The sequence below is a fragment of the Pseudomonas sp. GW823-FHT06E10 genome (assembly GCF_058794995.1).
The window spans coordinates 184,177-201,751 of the sequence record NZ_JBXAHJ010000001.1 but is presented as its reverse complement, the minus strand read 5'-3'; the positions used below and the strand labels follow the sequence as shown (position 1 = coordinate 201,751).

Here is a 17,575-nt window from a genome sequence, read left to right as displayed (position 1 = left end):
CGTCTGGAACACTCAGAAATGGCCGCGTGTCCGGAAGTTGCCGATAACTTTGCGGGATCGCCGCGCGCTTCAGCTTGAGCTCATAAACCCGCCGGGGATGACTGGCGATGAATGTTCGCGATTCTACACGGCTGGCGGCTGGAGGGAATGCCGGGAAGCGTTGATCGGGTGTTGACGGAGCATGCGGGATGACGACTGGCAGGTGTCACCCGATATTGAACGCTTGTTTGTGCCTCTGGATGATCAATGTATTCAGTCCGAGACCTGCGAGGCTCAACGTCAGAAAGCAAGACGCCAGAGTGGTGATCAAGTCCATGGGTGCCACACTGATTGCCGCGCTGACCACGCCGCCGCTGAGGAACATCAACACACCGCCGACCGAGGTAGAAGTTCCGGCATATTCCGGGTGGATACTCATGGCCCTGGTGTTGACGACGGGTCTGGTGATGGTGGTTCCGATTGTACAAACCAGCATGGAAGTCAGCACCGTAACGGCTGAAAGGCCGAACTGGTGAGTCAGCCACAGCATGAGCAGACCCGAAACGGCAATCAGCCCCAGGCCAACATTGATTTGGGTGTTGGCTTGCAACTGTCGATGCAAGAGGCTGGCGACCACTCCGCCGAATACATACGCGATGCCATACAGCAACAACGCCCAGGCGAATTCGTACGGTGACATTGCCAGATGATCCATGAAAATAATGGGTGAAGTGACGATGAACGAAAAATGGCAGGCGAAGGCCAGGGCCGAAATCAGCCAGTAACCCATGAAGCGTGCATCTGAGCAGACATGCCGGTAAGCACGGAAAAATCCCCCACGCGATGCTGGACGCACAGACGGGGTTTCCTTGAGTAGCCAACATGCGCTCAGCCAGACAAGAACTGCCAATGTGGCAAACACATAAAAGCTGCCTTGCCAGCCAAACTGCAATTGCAACCAGGTTCCCAGCAGCGGCGATATTGAAATGAACACGCCGCCCGCGGTCACCATCCAGATCCTGAGTCGCTGCCTTTCCCGGCCTATGAACAAGTCCTGCACCAGCGCCTGGGACAGCGAAAAGGCCCCACATCCGATCGCCTGGACCAAACGAAAACCCAGGAACCAGCTGTATTCACTGGAAACCGCGCAGCCAGTCGCCCCAATCGTCGCGACTGCAATACCACCCAGCAGCAGCTTCTTGCGGCCCCACATGTCTGACAGCGGCCCCACCAGCATTATGGATAACGCCAGGCTGGCGGCGAACAAGCTGACAGACAGGGCAACGTCGGGCGGCGAGATCTGGAAGCAGGCTGACAGGTCTGGAAAGGAGGGGAGAACCACGTCCAATGGGAATACGCCCAGCAGCGTCATGGTCATCAGTAACAGGATGATCAGCGACTTTTCGTTGGCGTTTGTGGCAGGGGGCATCATTCAACGCTCTCGTACCGTGAGGGGGGACGAGGATTGAATTGAGGAGGGCGCAAGTCAATGCGGTGGGCGTGGGACCTTTCTGAAACTGTTGTAGGAGAGAGCTTGCTCGCGAAAGACGTCAACGATAGCGCGGTATGCCTGGTTATCCGCGGTGTCGATTCGTTCTTCGCGAGCGAGCTCGCTCCTACAGTGGTTTGTGCATCAGAGCCAGATGGCGTCCCACAGTGGGTAGTCTCCAACCCGAGTCACAAGCCCGGCACGCAAAGGGTTGGCGATGATGTATCGGGCTGCTGCTTTCAGGTCTTCCTCGCGGCGCAGGGCCCGGTCGAAGTAGCCTTTTTGCCATACAGGCGCACACAGGCTTCGTTCCTGATTGATGTGTCGTGCACAGCGGGATTTGGTGGCTTGCATCAGTTTTGGTAAATCACCGTTATGCAACTCGACTAGCCAGTGAAAGTGGTCCGGCATGACCACCCAAGCTATAGAGGTGGCATTGCCGGTTTCCTGAGCCTTTCTGAACTCGTGCACCACCAAGCGACCCATGCGCCAGTTCTGGAAGATCGGTTGCCGTTCATGGGTGACTGCTGTCAGGAGATAGATGCGACCGGATTCCGAGCGGCGGCCTGTGCGTAAGCGATGGGCTTTCGGGGTGTTGGACATTCCGTTGTCCTCTTCTGTGGTTAGAAGGGAAACGGTAGGCGTGGGGTGGGAGGTTGTCGCTTCGACAGTGGATCTGGATGTGTCGTGCACCCTGTAGGAGCGAGCTCGCTCGCGATGAATCCAAAGACGCCGCGGGGCATCAGGTTCCCCACGTTATCGTTGACGACCATCGCGAGCAAGCTCGCTCCTACAGTGGTCTGGGTTGTTAGCTGTTTGGCAACAACCGGCAGGTAATGCTCTTGATGTAGCGGGTTTCCGGGATGGCCGGATGCACCGGATGATCCGGACCCTGGCCGCCGCGTTCCAGCATCTGGATATTGCGATCCAGGTGACGGGCGCTGGTCAGCAGGATGTTCTGCAGGTCGTCTTCCGGCAGGTGCATCGAGCAGGATGCGCTGAACAGGATGCCGTCTTTGGTCAGCAGGCGCATGGCTTGTTCGTTCAGGCGACGGTAGGCGCCTTCGCCGTTCTTCATGTCTTTCTTGCGTTTGATGAACGCCGGCGGGTCGGCCACGATCACGTCGAAGCGTTCTTCGCTGGCTTTCAGCTCTTTGAGGGCTTCGAACACGTCGCCTTCGATGCAGGTCATTTTCTCGGCGAAACCGTTCAGCGCGGCGTTGCGCTCGACGCCGTCGAGGGCGAAGGCCGATGCGTCGACGCAGAACACTTCACTGGCGCCGAATGCGGCAGCCTGCACGCCCCAACCGCCGATGTAGCTGTAGAGGTCCAGTACGCGCTTGCCCTTGGCATAAGGCGCCAGGCGTGCGCGGTTCATGCGGTGGTCGTAGAACCAGCCGGTTTTCTGACCCTGGATGACCGGGGCTTCGAACTTCACGCCGTTCTCTTCAAGGGCAACCCACTCCGGCACCAGGCCGAACACGGTTTCGACGTAGCGGTTGAGGCCTTCGGCGTCACGGGCAGCGGAGTCGTTTTTGAACAGAATGCCGCTTGGCTTGAGCACTTGGGTCAGCGCCGCGATCACGTCGTCTTTATGGGCTTCCATGGTCGCCGATGCGATCTGCACCACCAGGATGTCGCCGAAACGGTCGACCACCAGGCCTGGCAGCAGGTCGGAATCGCCGTAGACCAGGCGATAGAACGGCTTGTCGAACAGGCGCTCGCGCAGGGACAGGGCCACGTTCAGGCGGTGCACCAGCAGCGATTTGTCCAGCGGCAGCTTGATGTCGCGCGACAGCAAACGGGCGCAGATCAGGTTGTTCGGGCTCATGGCGACGATGCCCAGCGGCTTGCCGCCGGCGGCTTCGAGGATCGCCTGGTCGCCGGCCTTGAAACCGTGCAAAGGCGTAGCGGCTACATCGATTTCGTTGCTGTAGACCCACAAGTGACCGTTGCGCAGACGACGGTCGGCGTTGGCTTTGAGGCGCAGGCTAGGCAGGGACATGTCGTCGCTCCGGAAAAAAGAGCGGGAGTATAGCGTGTTGAGGCCCCGGATTGGCCTGCAAGTGGACATGTGGCGAGGGTTGTCTTGCGATTTGGTATGTCGGATCCAACTTCATAAAGGTTAGAATCGCCGTCTGACCCAGAGTGTGCACACATGTCCCAAGAGCTGACTTCCGAACAGATCCAACAAGCCCTGCAGGGCATCAGCGTACCGGCCCAGCCGCAAATCATGGTGGATTTGCAGATGGAGCAGTACATGCCCGACCCGGATCTGGAAGTCATCGCCAAACTGATCTCCCAGGATCCGGGCCTTTCCGGTTCCTTGCTGAAAATTGTCAATTCGCCGTATTACGGGCTGAGCAACAAGATTGCCTCGATCCAGCGTGCGGTGAATCTGCTGGGCAGCCGCTCGGTCATCAACCTGATCAATGCACAGTCGATCAAGGGCGAGATGAATGACGACACCATCGTCACCCTGAACCGTTTCTGGGACACCGCTCAGGACGTGGCAATGACCTGTCTGACCCTGGCCAAGCGCATCGGCGTTGAAAATGGCGACGAAGCGTACGCCCTGGGTTTGTTCCACGACTGCGGCGTGCCCTTGATGCTCCAGCGTTTCCCCGACTACATGGGCGTTCTGGAGCAGGCCTATGCCAACGCCAGAGCCGAATGCCGGGTGGTGGACACGGAGAATCAGGTGTTCAATACCAATCACTCGGTGGTCGGGTATTACACGGCCAAGTCCTGGCGTCTGCCGGAACATGTGAGTGCTGCGATCGCCAATCACCACAATGCCCTGGCGATATTCAGCGATGAATCTTCGCGCAACAGTTCGTTGAAGAATCTGTTGGCGATCCTGAAGATGGCCGAGCATATTTGCGCGTCGTACCGGGTGCTGGGCAATCAGGCCGAAGATCATGAGTGGAACAGCATCGCGCCGCTGGTGCTCGATTATGTCGGCCTCTCGGACTACGACTTCGAGACCCTCAAACAGACGATCCGCGACCTCGGCACTCATCGCTGAGTGTCGGAACCTTCCAGGCCATGCGCCTGATCCGAGAGCACCATGCCTGAATTGCCAGAAGTCGAAACCACCCGTCGCGGTATCGCGCCGTTCCTGGAAGGCCAGCGGGTCAGCCGGGTGATCGTGCGTGAACGCCGCTTGCGCTGGCCAATTCCCGAGGACCTTGATGTGCGGTTGTCCGGGCAGCGCATCGTACTGGTGGAGCGTCGCGCCAAGTACCTGCTGATCAATGCCGAAGTCGGCACCTTGATCAGCCATCTGGGCATGTCAGGCAATTTGCGTCTGGTGGAGGCCGGGCTGCCGGCGGCCAAGCATGAGCATGTGGACATCGAACTGGAGTCGGGCCTGGCCCTGCGTTACACCGACCCACGGCGTTTCGGCGCAATGCTCTGGAGCCTCGACCCGCTCAATCACGAATTGCTGATCCGCCTGGGGCCGGAACCACTGACCGACCTGTTCGACGGCGAGCGCCTGTTCCAGCTGTCCCGTGGACGTTCGATGGCGGTCAAGCCGTTCATCATGGATAACGCGGTAGTGGTGGGCGTCGGCAATATCTACGCGACCGAAGCGTTGTTCGCTGCCGGGATCGACCCGCGCCGCGAAGCCAAGAGCATTTCCCGTGCGCGTTACTTGAAGCTGGCCATCGAGATCAAGCGCATCCTGGCGGCCGCTATCGAGCGCGGCGGTACCACGCTGCGGGACTTTATCGGTGGCGACGGTCAGCCTGGTTATTTCCAGCAGGAACTGTTCGTGTACGGCCGTGGTGGTGAGCACTGCAAGGTCTGTGGCACGGGCCTTCGGGAAGTGAAACTCGGGCAGCGTGCCAGCGTTTTTTGCCCGCGTTGTCAGAGCTGACAGTCAGTCAGATTTTCAGTGAGGCTGATGACGTCATCGCGAGCAAGCTCGCTCCCACAGGGGTTTTGTGAACGATGCAATTCCAGTGTGGGAGCGAGCTTGCTCGCGATGAGGCCCGAAAGAGCACTGCATCATTCAAGCCTTGCCGGTAATTTTCCGGTACTTCTCCATCAACTGTTCTTCAGTCTCCGGATGAGCTTCGTCCAGTGGAATGCAATCCACCGGGCAGACTTGCTGGCACTGCGGTTCGTCGTAGTGGCCGACACACTGGGTGCACAGGTTCGGGTCGATCACGTAGATCTCTTCGCCTTGGGAAATGGCGGCGTTCGGGCACTCGGGTTCGCAGACGTCGCAGTTGATGCAATCGTCGGTGATGATCAGGGACATGCTAACTCCAGCCGGGGCGGCAGGCCCGGGCGCAATAAACCAATGCGTCTAATTGTGCCGCATTGGCGCTGTGGGAGCGAGCTTGCTCGCGAAAAACCTGAGAACGCCGCGGGGTGTCAGGTTTCCCGCGTTATCGTTGACGTCCATCGCGAGCAGGCTCGCTCCTACAGTTTACTTCTTGAAGCGTTCGGTCAGTGCGTCCGCCACCACAGGGTGAACGAACTTGGTGATATCGCCGCCCAGGGCTGCGATTTCACGGACCAGCGTCGAGGAAATGAACGAATAACGCTCGGACGGGGTCAGGAACAGGCTTTCCACATCCGGCGCCAACTGGCGGTTCATGTTCGCCAGCTGGAATTCGTATTCGAAGTCCGACACCGCGCGCAAACCACGCAGGAACACGTTGGCATTCTTCTCTTTGGCGAAGTGCGCCAGCAGCGTCGAGAAGCCGACGACTTCAACGTTCGGCAGATGTTTAGTGACCTCGCGCGCCAGTTCTACCCGTTGTTCCAGAGGAAACAGCGGGTTTTTCTTCGGGCTCGCGGCGACGGCGATGATCACGTGATCGAACAGGCGCGAGGCGCGTTCGACCAGATCGCCATGGCCCTTGGTAATAGGGTCGAAGGTACCTGGGTACAACACTCGGTTCATCGCGTCGTCCTGGCGGGAATCCGTTGGGGAGTCGGATGGTATCGCAGCCTTCCCGGTCGGCCAAGTCGCCTGTTGGGTAAGAAAGCACTATAGACGATGGGAATTATCGTCATTTTCATGGGTTTTTTAAACGCATCGCCAGGGATGTCGCCAGTTGCGCCGTCAGTCCGTAGACCGACAGCTGCGGATTGGCGCCAATGCTGGTGGGGAACAGCGAGCCGTCGTGGATCGACAGATTGCCCAGTTGATGATGCCGGCCGAGGCTGTCGGTCACTGCGATTGTCGGGTCTTCACCCATGGCGCAACCGCCCATCACATGGGCGCTGCCCAGGCGTGTGCGATACAACTCCAGGCTCAGGCCGTCGATCAGCGAGCGCGCTTCGGCGAGGGTCTTAACGTAGCGGGCGTCGGCGTGCATCGGCATCACGGCCTTGGCGCCACCGGCAAACTGTATCTCGGCCATGGTATGGAACGCCCGGCGCAATCCATCCCAGGCGTAGGGTGATAGCTGATAGTCCAGCACCGGCGTGTCATCGCTGCGCAATTCGACGCTGCCACCGGGGCTGTCCGGGTGAAAACCGTCCCGCAGCAACGCCAGCATGGCGTGGGTATGGGCCAGATTGGCCATGTGTTGCGAGTTTTCCTGACCGAAACCACCGAGCAATGTCGTGGCCAGCGCCGGGTGCAGAGGCGGGACTTCCAGTTTGTAGGACATTTTGCCCGTGGTGCCGTCCTGCCATTGGAAATGGTCGGAATAGATCGACTGCGGCGCGCCGTAGAAGGGGTTGACCACTTCGTCGAACAACGCGGCGGACATGTTTACCGGGTGCAGGAATGTGCGTTTGCCCAGGCGCTTGTGCGGGTCGGGTGCCCCGGAACGCATCAGCAAGGCCGGGCTGTTGATGCCGCCACCGGCCAGCACGAAATGCCGCGCCTTGACCGTGATGGTGCGTCCGGTCGGTGCGACGCAGCGTTCATCCATCGCCGAACATTGCAGGCCGGTGACCTTGTCGCCACTGATCGTGAGTTTTTCGGCGCGGGCCAGGTAAAGCAGCTCACCGCCTTTTTCCAGTGTCGCCGGAATGGTGGTGACCATCATCGATTGCTTGGCGTTGGTCGGGCAGCCCATGCCGCAGTATCCGAGGTTCCAGCAGCCGCGAACGTTGCGCGGGATGACGTGCCATGAGTAATTCAGTGCTTCGCAGCCCTTGCGGATCACATCGTTGTTGGCGTTGGGTGGCACCATCCACGGCGCGACGCCCAGGCGTTGCTCCATTTTTTCGAACCACGGCGCCATGTCCGCCGGGCTGTGGCCCTTGACGTTGTGCTCTTTGGCCCAGTGTTCCAGGGTCGGCTCCGGGGTGCGGAAACTTGAGGTCCAGTTGATCAGCGTGGTGCCGCCCACCGCCCGGCCCTGGAGGATGGTGATCGCGCCGTCCTTGCTCATGCGGCCAATGCCTTCCTGATAAAGGTTGGCGTAGGCCTCGTCTTCGAGCAGCTTGAAGTCGCTGCTGGTCTTGAGAGGGCCTTCCTCGATCAGCAGTACCTTGTAGCCGGCTGCGCTGAGGATTTCGGCGGTGGTGCCGCCGCCGGCACCGCTGCCGATGATCGCCACGTCCGCTTCGAGAGTAAGGTCCTGGGTCAGTTGCGAGCCGTTGTAGGTTTTCCAGCCTCGGGCCATGCCTTCGCGGAACGGATCGGGTACGGGCATTTTCGGATTCTCTTTTTATTGTTGGAGTAGGCGGTGAAGCGGCTGACGCTATCGCGAGCAAGCTCGCTCCCACAGGGGACCTCCAGTGTTCACACGGTCAGTGTGGGAGCGAGCTTGCTCGCGATGGGGTCGACTAGATTTCAGACGGTTGGCGGCCCGGGATACCCGCAATGCGCCCACGATTCCTTGCGGCCGTACCAGGCCATCATCACCAGTTGCAGCAAGGAGCTGTGGCCCATGCGCAACAGGCTCAACGAGCTGTTTTCCCAGCGATCGAGAAAAGCTCGAATGTCGTTGGCACTGGCGTTTTCCCAGCTGCCCCAGATCCCGGTCAGCGGTCCGCGGGTCACGGCCATTCCCAGCACATCGAACAGTTGTTGAGTCAGCTTGAGCATTTCCGGCGACAGGTGGGCCAGGCTGTAATCCAGGCTTTTCAGCGTGCCATCGACAGCCTCGGGCATCTGTTCGGCGGTCACGGCACCCTCGAGCATGACCGGGATCAACGCCCGCAAAAACAGCAGGTCGCCGCTGCGTAACGTGACGAAGCCATTGGCCGGGACGCTCGACGAACAGCCGCTGAGGCTGGCTCCGAGTCCGGCGGTGGCGAGGAAAGCTGTGGCGCCGAGGCTGAATTTAAGCAACCCGCGCCGTGACAGCGCGGGTGTATCGGACAGGCTGGGGGTCATTATTGTTATTACCCGACGGTGATTATCGTTAGCGGATGAACAGCTTCTGGATCAGCTTCTGAATCGATTTGCCATACGGCGGATAGATCAACTTCGCGGCGTTGAACCGTTGTTTGATCAACACGCCCTTGGCTTTGCTGAAGGTCAGGAACCCTTCATGTCCGTGATAGTGGCCCATGCCCGAGGCACCAATGCCGCCAAACGGCATGTCGTCCTGGGCGACGTGCAGCAGGGTGTCGTTCAGGCACACGCCGCCGGAATGGGTTTCGTGCAGCACGCGCTGTTGTTCGCGCTTGTCGTAGCCGAAGTAATACAGCGCCAGTGGGCGAGGGCGCTGGTTGATGTAGGCAAATGCCTGGTCCAGATCCTTGTACGGCACGATCGGCAGCAGCGGCCCGAAGATTTCGTCCTGCATCACCGTCATCTCGTCCGTGACATTGAGCAGCAGGCTATGGCTCATGCGGCGGCCCTGGCCCTGGTCGAACAGCGGCATCAGCAGCGCACCCTTGCTGGTGGCGTCGCTGACGTAACCGTTGAGACGCGCCAGTTGTCGCTCATTGATGATCGCGGTGTAGTCCGGGTTGTCGGCCAGCGTCGGATAAAACCCACGGACGGCTGTGCGATAGGCCTCGACGAAACCTCCGACGCGATTCTCCGGCACCAGCACATAGTCCGGGGCCACGCAGGTCTGGCCGGCATTCAGGGTCTTGCCGAAGGCGATGCGTTCGGCGGCGTCCTTGAGCGGCACATCCCGGGAAACGATGGCCGGGGATTTGCCGCCCAGTTCCAGGGTCACCGGGGTCAGGTTTTCCGCGGCGGCGCGCATGACGTGTTTGCCGATGCTGGTGGCGCCAGTGAACAGCAGGTGATCGAACGGCAGGCGTGAAAACGCCACGCCCATATCAGCCTCGCCCAGGACCACGCAAACCAGGTCTTCGGGGAAGATTCGCGCCAGCAGTTGCTTCATCAGCAAGCCGGTCGCGGGGGTCGACTCACTGAGCTTGAGCATCACCCGATTGCCCGCCGACAGCGCGCCGACCAACGGACCGATGGCCAAATACAACGGGTAGTTCCACGGCACGATGACCCCGACCACGCCCAGCGGTTGGTAAACCACTTTGGCCGAAGCCGGCTGGAAAGCGGCGCCCACCTTGCGTCGCGAGGCTCGCATCCAGCCCTTGAGGTGTTTGCTGGCGTAATGGATGCCGTGCAGGCTGGGCATCAGTTCCGCGAGCAGGGTTTCATCGGCGCTGCGATGGCTGAAGTCCTGGCTGATCGCATCGATCAGGGCCTGGCGTTCATTGCTTAACAAATCCTTTAGCGCCTTGAGCCATTGCTGGCGCTGCGCGGCCGGTGGCATCGGGTTGGCGGCGTACGCGGCACGCTGGGCGTCGAACAGGGCCTGAAGCTCTTCCAGCGGCTGCTGTAGGTTCTGCAGGTAGGAAATTTCAGCAGTCATGGTCGGCTCCGGATTTATTGTAATGAAGCACTTTTTAGAGTCTATGCTCTAAAAAGTCAAATGACATCCTGGAACAGCTTTGTTTTATCCGCTCGCGGATAGATCTAAGATGCCCGTCAACGCACTCTGAATTAAAGCTCAAGCCATGGCCCCACGGATCAAAACCAGCGAGCGCATCGTGCAGAACAGCCTGGAGCTGTTCAACCAGCAGGGCGAGCGCAGCATCAGCACCAACCACATCGCTGCCCATATGGAAATTTCCCCGGGCAACCTGTACTACCACTTCCCGAACAAGCAGGCGATCATCGCGGTGCTGTTCAGCGAGTACGAAAGCCTGGTGGACAGCTTCCTGCGCCCGCCCCAGGGCCGTGCCGCCACGGTGGAAGACAAACGCTTCTACCTCAAGGAGCTGCTGTCGGCGATGTGGCGCTACCGGTTTCTGCATCGCGATCTCGAACATTTGCTCGACAGCGATCCGGACCTGGCCGACCGCTATCGACGCTTCTCCCAGCGCTGCCTGATACAGGGGGGGGCGATCTACGAAGGTTTCGTCGCCGCCGGCATCCTGAAGATGGACAAGGTGCAGATCGAATCCTTGACGCTCAATGCCTGGATCATCCTCACGTCCTGGGTACGCTTCCTGTGCACCACGCGGGAGAACTCCAGCCACTTGAGCGAGCAGGCCATTAAACGCGGGGTGTATCAGGTGCTGGTGCTGGAGGCCGGGTTCGTTACGGACCAGGCCCGCGATGCGGTCAGCGCCTTGTTCGAAGAGTTTTACGTGCCCCTGGCCCAGGCACTGGAAGAAGTACAGTAGGATCAAGGCCGAGTTAATCACAGGAGCCCGCTATGCCCATTGCGCAACTGATCAGCCCGCAAGCACTGGACCTGAAAAAGGACCAGCCGGGGCTGGTGATTCTGGATTGTCGTTTTGCCCTCGAAGACCCGGATTACGGTCAGCGCAGCTATGCCGAAGGGCACATCGCCGGTTCGAGCTATGCCGACCTCGAGCGTGACCTGAGTGGCGCCGTGGTCAAGGGCGTGACCGGGCGTCATCCGTTACCCGAGCCGGCGCAACTGATCGAGCGCCTGCAAGCCTTTGGCATCAATGCCGATAGCGAAGTGGTTCTGTATGACGACGGTCCGGGGGCCTATGCGGCGCGGGCCTGGTGGTTGCTGGCATGGTTGGGCAAGCGCGACGGTGTGTTCATCCTTGATGGCGGTTTGAAGGCCTGGCACGCGGCCGGTTTGCCGCTGAGCCTGGATGCGCCGGCGATTCCCTGTGGCTCCTTCACCGGCAGTCCTGATACGGCGTTGCTGATCAGTGCCGAGCAGCTGCAAAAGCGCCTTGCACGGCCGGAACTGACCCTGCTCGATGCCCGCGCACTGCCGCGCTTCAAGGGTGAGGTGGAACCGATCGATCCGATTGCCGGGCACATCCCAGGTGCCCAGTGTGCTGCGTTTACCGAGAACCTGGGCAGTGACGGGCGCTTCCTGCCGGCCGATCAGCTCAAGCAGCGTTTCGCCGCGAAACTGGGCGATCGTTCGCCAAATGATCTGGTGGCGTACTGCGGTTCCGGCGTGACGGCGTGCCACAACCTGTTTGCGTTGTGTCTGGCCGGTTATCCGTTGGGTTCGTTGTATGCCGGGTCGTGGAGCGAGTGGATCAACGAGCCTGCGCGGGGCATCGCCACCGGCGAATGAACGCCACGAAACCTTGTGGGAGCGAGCTTGCTCGCGATGGGGCCATTACATTCAATATTGATGCTGATTGTTAAGCCGCCATCGCGAGCAAGCTCGCTCCCACGGGAATGGATGGGGTTTGTGAGACCTCATCAAGCCTCAAGTCCCCGCTTTGCACTGCGATACGCCCCCGGTCCAACCCCATACACCTGCTTGAACTGCCGGCTCAGATGGCTCTGGTCGGCAAACCCCAGTTGCATCGCGACTTCCAGCGGCAGACAACCACTTTGCAGCAACGCCCGCGCCCGGGCGATGCGCTGTTGCATCAGCCAGGTGTGCGGCGGCATGCCGGTGGCCCGGCGGAACACCCGGGCGAAATGGAATGGCGAGAGATTGACCGCCGTCGCCAGCGCTTCCAGTGAAGGCGGAGCTGCCAATTGCGAGTGCAGCAATTCCTTGGCCAGGCTCACGGCACGGTGTTCCTTGCCGGGTTTGCCGGCATCAGGCACCGCCGCATGACGCTGCAACAGCGACAGCACCAGTTCACGCCAGACCGTTTGTTGCTGCAATGCGCTGGCGGGGCTTTCCAGCAAGCGGTGAAGTTGGCAGAAGCCGTTCACCAGATCCTGGTCGCGATACAGCGTGGCACCGAAGGCCGGCAAGTGGTGGGTTGGCAGTTCGAGTTCGGCCAGCAGCGAGGTCATCTGCCCGCTGTCCGGATAGAACGCCCGGTAAAGCCAGCCATCCTCGGTGCCTTTGTGACCGGTGTGCAGTTCATCAGGGTTGATCAGCACCAGCGTGCCGCTGCCCGCCAGGTGTTCAGCGCCGCGATAGCGATAACGCTGGGCGCCGGCCATGATCATGCCGATCACATAGCCGTCATGCACATGTGGGGCGAAACGATGGTCGATGTAGCGGGCGGACAATAACTCGACCCCGGCCAGTGGCGGGGTTTGCCAGAAGTGGATTGATTCGCCTTGGTCAGCGTCCATGATTCAAGAGTGCCCTATGGCGGCCAGCCACTCGGGGATACGTCGCTCCAGGTAGTAACCCGGCTGCCTGAGCGTACCGTCGACGAAGCCGACATGCCCGCCATTGGCTTGCAGTTCGAATTGCGTGCAAGCGGACAACTCATCGACCTGCGGCAGGCTGTGGGGAAACACGAAGGGGTCGTCGGCGGCCTGAATCATCAAGGTCGGCGTACGAATTTCGCCAAGGAAATAGCGGCTGGAGGCGCGGCGATAGTAATCCTCGGCATCGGCGAAACCGTGCAGTGGTGCAGTGACGCGTCCGTCGAAATCCCAGAACGTGCGCATGTTTTCCAGGGATCCGAGGGCCGCCAGGGCTGCCAGGCCCTCCTCGCGTCCGTCATGCTGGAATTGTCGCTGCTTGTTCTTGATGTAGGCGACCATCTCGCGCATGAAATGCGCCTGGTAAACCTTGGAGAAGCCTTGCCCGATACGGTCGGCGCACTGGTCCAGGCGGAACGGCACCGACACCGCCACGGCGCCCGTCACGCCGCTGTCGCTGCCGGTTTCGCCCAAATGCTTGAGCAGGACATTACCGCCCAGGGAGTAACCCACCGCATACAGTGGCGCGAGAGGCCGTTTGGCCCGCAAGTGCCTGATGGTTTCGGCCAGGTCTTCGCTGGCGCCGGAATGGTAGCTGCGCGGCAACAGGTTGGGTTCGCCCGAACAGCCGCGCCAGTTCAGTGCGACGCTCGCCCAGCCTCGGTCGCCCAGGGCTTTTTGCATGCCGGCGACATAAGGCGAATTCGAGGACCCGGTGAGCCCGTGCAATACCAGCACCAACGGTGCGTCGGCGCTGTGCGGGCCGTGCCAGTCGAGATCGAGAAAATCGCCGTCTTCAAGCCAAAGACGCTCGCGTTCGCGACCGATGTGCACGGTTTTACGCCACAGCGGCCCCCACAAGGTTTGCAAGTGCGGATTGCCGAGGCCGAAGGCGGGGGTGAAGCGTTCTGGCGGATGAGACACGATCATTCTCGATGCAGCGGTGCGTAGCGGGTACGCACCTTTTTCAGGTCGGTCGGTTAACCGACGATCTCTGCCATACGTTGCCACAACGAGTAGTAGACGCGCCCGGATTTCTGCTCCCGGTGCAGGCGCCAGTTCTGCGGCAGGCCCAGGGTCGACGGTGCCGACTCGCTTTCGGTGTACACCCAGGCGTCTTCGGCCAGCCATTGGCGCTCTTCGAGCAACTTGCAAACGGCGGGCAGCAGGTTCTGGTTGAACGGTGGATCGAGGAACACCAGGTCGTAGGCCGTTGCGGTCTGGGTTTCCAGGTAGCGCAGGGCGTCGGCGGTCTGGACCTGGCCGTTGGTGCAGCGCAATGTACCCAGGTGTTCCTTCAGGCTGGACACCGCGATGCTGCTGGCGTCCAGCGCCTGGCCCATGGCCGCGCCACGGGACAGGGCTTCGAGGAACAGCGCGCCGCTGCCGGTGAACGGGTCGAGCACCTTGGCGCCCGGCACGTAAGGCGCGAGCCAGTTGAACAGGGTTTCACGCACGCGGTCCGGCGTCGGACGCAGGCCCGGGGCGTCGGGGAAGCTCAGCTTCCGGCTGCGCCATTCGCCGCCGATGATGCGCAGCTGGTTCACGCCGTTGTGGACGTTGCGGGCAGGTTTTTTCGAATGAGTAGCCATTAATGCTCCGGAACCCCGAGCGGCTGCTCGGAAGGTTTATCAGTAGGGGCCGGTAACGGCTTTTGCGGCACGGTCGGGCCAGCGCTGACGATGACCATCTTGTTCGTGCTCAGGTGTTTGTTCATGGCGGCTTTGACCTGCTCGACGGTCAGAGACTGGGACTGTTGCATGAAGTCCTCCAGGTGACTCAACGGCAAGTTGTAAAAGCCGATGGCGCCCAGTTGGCCGACGATATCGGCGTTGCTGGCGGTGGACAGCGGGAAGCTGCCGGCCAGTTCGCGCTTGGCGTCGTCGAGCTCTTTTTCGGTCGGGCCGGTTTTAAGGTAGTCGGCCAGCACATCCTGCACCAGTTTCAGGGTGCCCTCGCTCATCTCGGCGCGGGTTTGCAGGTTGATCATGAACGGGCCGCGCGCCTGCATCGGCGTAAAGCCCGAATACACGCCGTAAGTCAGGCCACGCTTCTCGCGCACTTCGCTCATCAAGCGGGTGCCGAAGCCGCCGCCACCGAGAATCTGGTTACCCATGGACAATGCCGCGTAGTCCGGGTCATCGCGATCGATGCCCAATTGCGCGAGCATCAGGTTGGTCTGCTTGGACGGGAACTCGATATGGCCGACGCTGGCCTTGGGCTCAGCGGGTTGCGCAATTTTCGGCAAGGCCGGGCCTTTGGGCAGGGCGCCGGAAACCTGGGCGGCAATCGCTTCGGCTTCCGTGCGGGACAGGTCGCCGACCAGTGCGATCACCACGTTACCGGCTGCGTAGGCTTTCTCGTGGAAAGCACGCAGCTGGGCCTGGGTAATCGCCGGTACGGTTTTCGCCGTGCCGTCGCTGGCGTGTGCATACGGGTGATCACCGTACAAGCGGTTCATCAGCTCCAGGCTCGCCAGTTTGCCGGGGTTCTGTTTCTGGTATTCGAAACCGGCAAGCATCTGGTTCTTGATGCGGGCCAGCGAATCGGCAGGGAAAGTCGGCTTGCCGATGACTTCGGCGAACAGCTTCAGGGCCGGCTCGCGCTTGTCCTTGGCACTCAGGCTACGCAGCGAAGCGATTGCCATGTCCTTGAACGCGCCGTTGCCGAAATCGGCGCCCAGGCCTTCGAAGCCCCGGGCAATGGCACCGACGTCTTTGCCGGCCACGCCTTCGTTGAGCATGGCGTTGGTCAACACCGCCACGCCCGGTGCATCGCCGTCCTGGCTGCTACCGGCAGCGAAGATCAGGCGCATGTCGAACATCGGCAGCTCATGGGCTTCGACAAACAGCACCTTGGTGCCTTCGGCGGTGTTCCAGGTCTGCACGTCCAGCTTGCGGTGGTTCGGTGCCTTGCCGTTGAGTTCGGTCAGCGACTGCAGTTTCTGACTGGCCTTGGCCTTGTCGAGGGCTTCGCTGGCATTGGTTTCGACAGAGCGCGACAAATAGAACGCTGCGGAACCGATAACGGTGACGGCGATCAGGCCGATCAGGGCCAGGCGGGAGGGTTTACGCTCACTCATGAGTCGTCTCCAGAGGCAGTACATGGGCGACGCTGAGACGTTCGCGAGTGAAATACAGCTTGGCGGCTTTCTGGATATCTTCCGGCGTGACGCTTTCCAGATCGGCCAGTTCGGTGTCCATCAGTTTCCATGACAGCCCGACTGTTTCCAGTTGGCCGATGGCGGTGGCCTGACTGGTGATCGAGTCGCGCTCGAAGACCAGGCCGGCGATGACTTGTGCGCGTACGCGCTCCAGCTCTTCAGCGGTTGGCGCCGTGGTTTTCAGCTGGTCGAGCAGCTTCCACAAACCGGCTTGCGCCTGGGCGATGGTCTTGTGTTTCTGCGAGTTTGGCGATGCCGACAGGGTGAAGAGACTGTCGCCACGGGTATAGGCGTCGTAACTCGACGAGCCGCCGGACACCAGTTCTTCTCCGCGCTCCAGTTGCGTCGGGATACGTCCGCTGTAGCCGCCGTCGAGCAGTGCCGAGATCAGGCGCAGGGCATTGACCAGGCGCTTGTCTTCGGCTGTGGCGATGCTCGGCACGTTGAAGGCCAGCATCAGGCTAGGCAGTTGGGTCTGCACGTGCAGGGTGATCTGGCGCTCGCCCGGTTCGGCCAGTTCCAGCGGTTTTTTCGCGGCGGGCACTTCACGCTTGGCGATCGGGCCGAAATAGCGTTGGGCCAGGGTTTTGACTTCGTCCGGGGTGACATCGCCAACCACCACCAGCGTGGCGTTGTTGGGCACGTACCAGGTTTCGTACCAGTGGCGCAGCTCTTCGACTTTCATTCGCTCAAGGTCGGCCATCCAGCCGATGGTCGGCGTGTGATAGCCGCTTGCCGGGTAAGCCATGGCCTTGAAACGCTCGTAGGCCTTGGCCATCGGCTTGTCGTCGGTACGCAGGCGACGCTCTTCCTTGATGACCTCGATTTCCTTGGCGAACTCGTCGGGCGGCAGGCGCAGGCTGGCCATGCGGTCGGCTTCCAGTTCGAAGGCCACGCCCAGGCGATCCCGGGCCAGCACCTGGTAATAGGCGGTGAAATCATCGCTGGTGAATGCGTTCTCTTCGGCGCCGAGGTCGCGCAGGATCAGCGAGGCTTCGCCGGGGCCGACTTTCTCGCTGCCTTTGAACATCATGTGTTCCAGGGCGTGGGACAGGCCGGTATTACCCGGTGTCTCGTAGCTGGAGCCCACCTTGTACCAGACCTGGGAAACTACCACGGGCGCACGGTGGTCTTCGCGCACGACCACCTTCAAGCCATTGTCGAGAGTGAATTCGTGGGTGGGTTGCGGGTCGGCAGCCAGTGCCGAAAGGGGCAGGCAAACTGTGCTGAGCAGCAGGCCTGCGGCGCGGCGGGCAAGAGCATTCATTCGTTTTCAAACCTTTGGGGCTGCCCGCTTGTTCTTAGCGTCAGCGGGCGAGAGGGTGCTAGGATACTGATCCGTTTTACTGGCGGCCACGCCTATCAGGCCTTTGCGTTTGATCAGGTTGTATGGGTTTGCAGCAGAAGGTTGGAA

General features: G+C 60.8%; 17 protein-coding genes. 4 read left to right on the top strand and 13 right to left on the bottom strand.

The annotated features are described in order from the left end of the window. Positions 1-205: 205 nt before the first annotated feature. The 3 genes from AC1Q6Y_RS00915 to AC1Q6Y_RS00905 all read right to left on the bottom strand — a co-directional run bounded on the left by AC1Q6Y_RS00915 (position 206) and on the right by AC1Q6Y_RS00905 (position 3,473). The gene (locus AC1Q6Y_RS00915) at positions 206-1,408 is read right to left on the bottom strand and encodes an MFS transporter (protein ID WP_492624017.1); all 1,203 of its coding nucleotides are present in this window, start codon (positions 1,406-1,408) and stop codon (positions 206-208) included. Positions 1,409-1,612: 204 nt separating this feature from the next. Beyond that, a complete protein-coding gene (locus AC1Q6Y_RS00910) occupies positions 1,613-2,071 on the bottom strand; it encodes an REP-associated tyrosine transposase (protein WP_492623911.1) in 459 nt (152 codons plus the stop codon). Positions 2,072-2,276: 205 nt separating this feature from the next. Next, positions 2,277-3,473 (bottom strand): class I SAM-dependent rRNA methyltransferase, encoded by a 1,197-nt coding sequence (locus AC1Q6Y_RS00905; protein ID WP_057398123.1) that lies wholly within the window; start codon positions 3,471-3,473, stop codon positions 2,277-2,279. A gap of 153 nt (positions 3,474-3,626) precedes the next feature. Between AC1Q6Y_RS00905 and AC1Q6Y_RS00900 the strand changes: the two genes are divergently transcribed. Next, the gene (locus AC1Q6Y_RS00900; protein WP_492623910.1) at positions 3,627-4,496 is read left to right on the top strand and encodes an HDOD domain-containing protein; all 870 of its coding nucleotides are present in this window, start codon (positions 3,627-3,629) and stop codon (positions 4,494-4,496) included. Between the two features lie 42 nt (positions 4,497-4,538). Next, on the top strand, positions 4,539-5,351 hold the full coding sequence (gene mutM, locus AC1Q6Y_RS00895; RefSeq protein ID WP_057712896.1) for a bifunctional DNA-formamidopyrimidine glycosylase/DNA-(apurinic or apyrimidinic site) lyase: 813 nt from the start codon (positions 4,539-4,541) through the stop codon (positions 5,349-5,351). A gap of 135 nt (positions 5,352-5,486) precedes the next feature. On the opposite strand, the gene AC1Q6Y_RS00890 is transcribed toward mutM, so the two are convergent. From AC1Q6Y_RS00890 to AC1Q6Y_RS00870, 5 genes are all read right to left on the bottom strand, one after another. Next, entirely contained in the window at positions 5,487-5,738 is a 252-nt protein-coding gene (locus tag AC1Q6Y_RS00890; protein WP_003195146.1) for a YfhL family 4Fe-4S dicluster ferredoxin, read from the bottom strand. A 171-nt stretch (positions 5,739-5,909) separates the two neighbouring features. After that, positions 5,910-6,389 (bottom strand): pantetheine-phosphate adenylyltransferase, encoded by a 480-nt coding sequence (coaD, locus tag AC1Q6Y_RS00885; protein WP_046039203.1) that lies wholly within the window; start codon positions 6,387-6,389, stop codon positions 5,910-5,912. Between the two features lie 115 nt (positions 6,390-6,504). Next, entirely contained in the window at positions 6,505-8,100 is a 1,596-nt protein-coding gene (locus tag AC1Q6Y_RS00880; protein WP_492623909.1) for a GMC family oxidoreductase, read from the bottom strand. Between the two features lie 140 nt (positions 8,101-8,240). Further along, entirely contained in the window at positions 8,241-8,786 is a 546-nt protein-coding gene (locus AC1Q6Y_RS00875) for a twin-arginine translocation pathway signal protein (RefSeq protein WP_407516164.1), read from the bottom strand. Between the two features lie 28 nt (positions 8,787-8,814). After that, positions 8,815-10,245, bottom strand: coding sequence for a coniferyl aldehyde dehydrogenase (locus AC1Q6Y_RS00870; RefSeq protein WP_492623908.1), 1,431 nt, complete (start codon positions 10,243-10,245; stop codon positions 8,815-8,817). A gap of 145 nt (positions 10,246-10,390) precedes the next feature. Here AC1Q6Y_RS00870 and AC1Q6Y_RS00865 point away from each other — a divergent pair, with 145 nt between their 5' ends. Beyond that, positions 10,391-11,062 (top strand): TetR/AcrR family transcriptional regulator, encoded by a 672-nt coding sequence (locus AC1Q6Y_RS00865; protein WP_057712900.1) that lies wholly within the window; start codon positions 10,391-10,393, stop codon positions 11,060-11,062. A gap of 32 nt (positions 11,063-11,094) precedes the next feature. Beyond that, positions 11,095-11,949, top strand: a complete 855-nt coding sequence (locus tag AC1Q6Y_RS00860) for a sulfurtransferase (RefSeq protein ID WP_090451962.1) — start codon at positions 11,095-11,097, stop codon at positions 11,947-11,949. A gap of 131 nt (positions 11,950-12,080) precedes the next feature. Here AC1Q6Y_RS00860 and AC1Q6Y_RS00855 read toward each other — a convergent pair whose 3' ends face one another. Genes AC1Q6Y_RS00855 through AC1Q6Y_RS00835 form a run of 5 tightly spaced genes read right to left on the bottom strand, consistent with a single transcriptional unit; the run spans position 12,081 to position 17,428 of the window. Then, positions 12,081-12,920: an AraC family transcriptional regulator gene (locus AC1Q6Y_RS00855; protein WP_057712902.1), complete on the bottom strand. Its 840-nt coding sequence runs from the start codon at positions 12,918-12,920 to the stop codon at positions 12,081-12,083. Positions 12,921-12,923: 3 nt separating this feature from the next. After that, positions 12,924-13,922 (bottom strand): hydrolase, encoded by a 999-nt coding sequence (locus AC1Q6Y_RS00850; RefSeq protein WP_090457712.1) that lies wholly within the window; start codon positions 13,920-13,922, stop codon positions 12,924-12,926. Between the two features lie 56 nt (positions 13,923-13,978). Continuing rightward, positions 13,979-14,590, bottom strand: coding sequence for a 16S rRNA (guanine(966)-N(2))-methyltransferase RsmD (gene rsmD / locus AC1Q6Y_RS00845; RefSeq protein WP_057712903.1), 612 nt, complete (start codon positions 14,588-14,590; stop codon positions 13,979-13,981). Then, the gene (locus tag AC1Q6Y_RS00840; protein ID WP_057712904.1) at positions 14,590-16,080 is read right to left on the bottom strand and encodes a M16 family metallopeptidase; all 1,491 of its coding nucleotides are present in this window, start codon (positions 16,078-16,080) and stop codon (positions 14,590-14,592) included. The genes rsmD and AC1Q6Y_RS00840 overlap by 1 nt, the downstream gene beginning before the upstream one ends. Next, on the bottom strand, positions 16,073-17,428 hold the full coding sequence (locus AC1Q6Y_RS00835; RefSeq protein WP_057712905.1) for a M16 family metallopeptidase: 1,356 nt from the start codon (positions 17,426-17,428) through the stop codon (positions 16,073-16,075). The genes AC1Q6Y_RS00840 and AC1Q6Y_RS00835 overlap by 8 nt, the downstream gene beginning before the upstream one ends. Positions 17,429-17,575: the final 147 nt, after the last annotated feature.

What these genes read in the sequence shown, in the direction of transcription:
- rsmD (WP_057712903.1), bottom strand. Translation starts at nt 14,590, where the DNA reads ATGGCTACTCATTCGAAAAAACCTGCCCGCAACGTCCACAACGGCGTG.
- AC1Q6Y_RS00905 (WP_057398123.1), bottom strand. Translation starts at nt 3,473, where the DNA reads ATGTCCCTGCCTAGCCTGCGCCTCAAAGCCAACGCCGACCGTCGTCTG.
- AC1Q6Y_RS00840 (WP_057712904.1), bottom strand. Translation starts at nt 16,080, where the DNA reads ATGAGTGAGCGTAAACCCTCCCGCCTGGCCCTGATCGGCCTGATCGCC.
- AC1Q6Y_RS00835 (WP_057712905.1), bottom strand. Translation starts at nt 17,428, where the DNA reads ATGAATGCTCTTGCCCGCCGCGCCGCAGGCCTGCTGCTCAGCACAGTT.
- AC1Q6Y_RS00860 (WP_090451962.1), top strand. Translation starts at nt 11,095, where the DNA reads ATGCCCATTGCGCAACTGATCAGCCCGCAAGCACTGGACCTGAAAAAG.
- AC1Q6Y_RS00865 (WP_057712900.1), top strand. Translation starts at nt 10,391, where the DNA reads ATGGCCCCACGGATCAAAACCAGCGAGCGCATCGTGCAGAACAGCCTG.
- AC1Q6Y_RS00855 (WP_057712902.1), bottom strand. Translation starts at nt 12,920, where the DNA reads ATGGACGCTGACCAAGGCGAATCAATCCACTTCTGGCAAACCCCGCCA.
- mutM (WP_057712896.1), top strand. Translation starts at nt 4,539, where the DNA reads ATGCCTGAATTGCCAGAAGTCGAAACCACCCGTCGCGGTATCGCGCCG.
- AC1Q6Y_RS00915 (WP_492624017.1), bottom strand. Translation starts at nt 1,408, where the DNA reads ATGCCCCCTGCCACAAACGCCAACGAAAAGTCGCTGATCATCCTGTTA.
- AC1Q6Y_RS00880 (WP_492623909.1), bottom strand. Translation starts at nt 8,100, where the DNA reads ATGCCCGTACCCGATCCGTTCCGCGAAGGCATGGCCCGAGGCTGGAAA.
- AC1Q6Y_RS00890 (WP_003195146.1), bottom strand. Translation starts at nt 5,738, where the DNA reads ATGTCCCTGATCATCACCGACGATTGCATCAACTGCGACGTCTGCGAA.
- coaD (WP_046039203.1), bottom strand. Translation starts at nt 6,389, where the DNA reads ATGAACCGAGTGTTGTACCCAGGTACCTTCGACCCTATTACCAAGGGC.
- AC1Q6Y_RS00910 (WP_492623911.1), bottom strand. Translation starts at nt 2,071, where the DNA reads ATGTCCAACACCCCGAAAGCCCATCGCTTACGCACAGGCCGCCGCTCG.
- AC1Q6Y_RS00870 (WP_492623908.1), bottom strand. Translation starts at nt 10,245, where the DNA reads ATGACTGCTGAAATTTCCTACCTGCAGAACCTACAGCAGCCGCTGGAA.
- AC1Q6Y_RS00875 (WP_407516164.1), bottom strand. Translation starts at nt 8,786, where the DNA reads ATGACCCCCAGCCTGTCCGATACACCCGCGCTGTCACGGCGCGGGTTG.
- AC1Q6Y_RS00900 (WP_492623910.1), top strand. Translation starts at nt 3,627, where the DNA reads ATGTCCCAAGAGCTGACTTCCGAACAGATCCAACAAGCCCTGCAGGGC.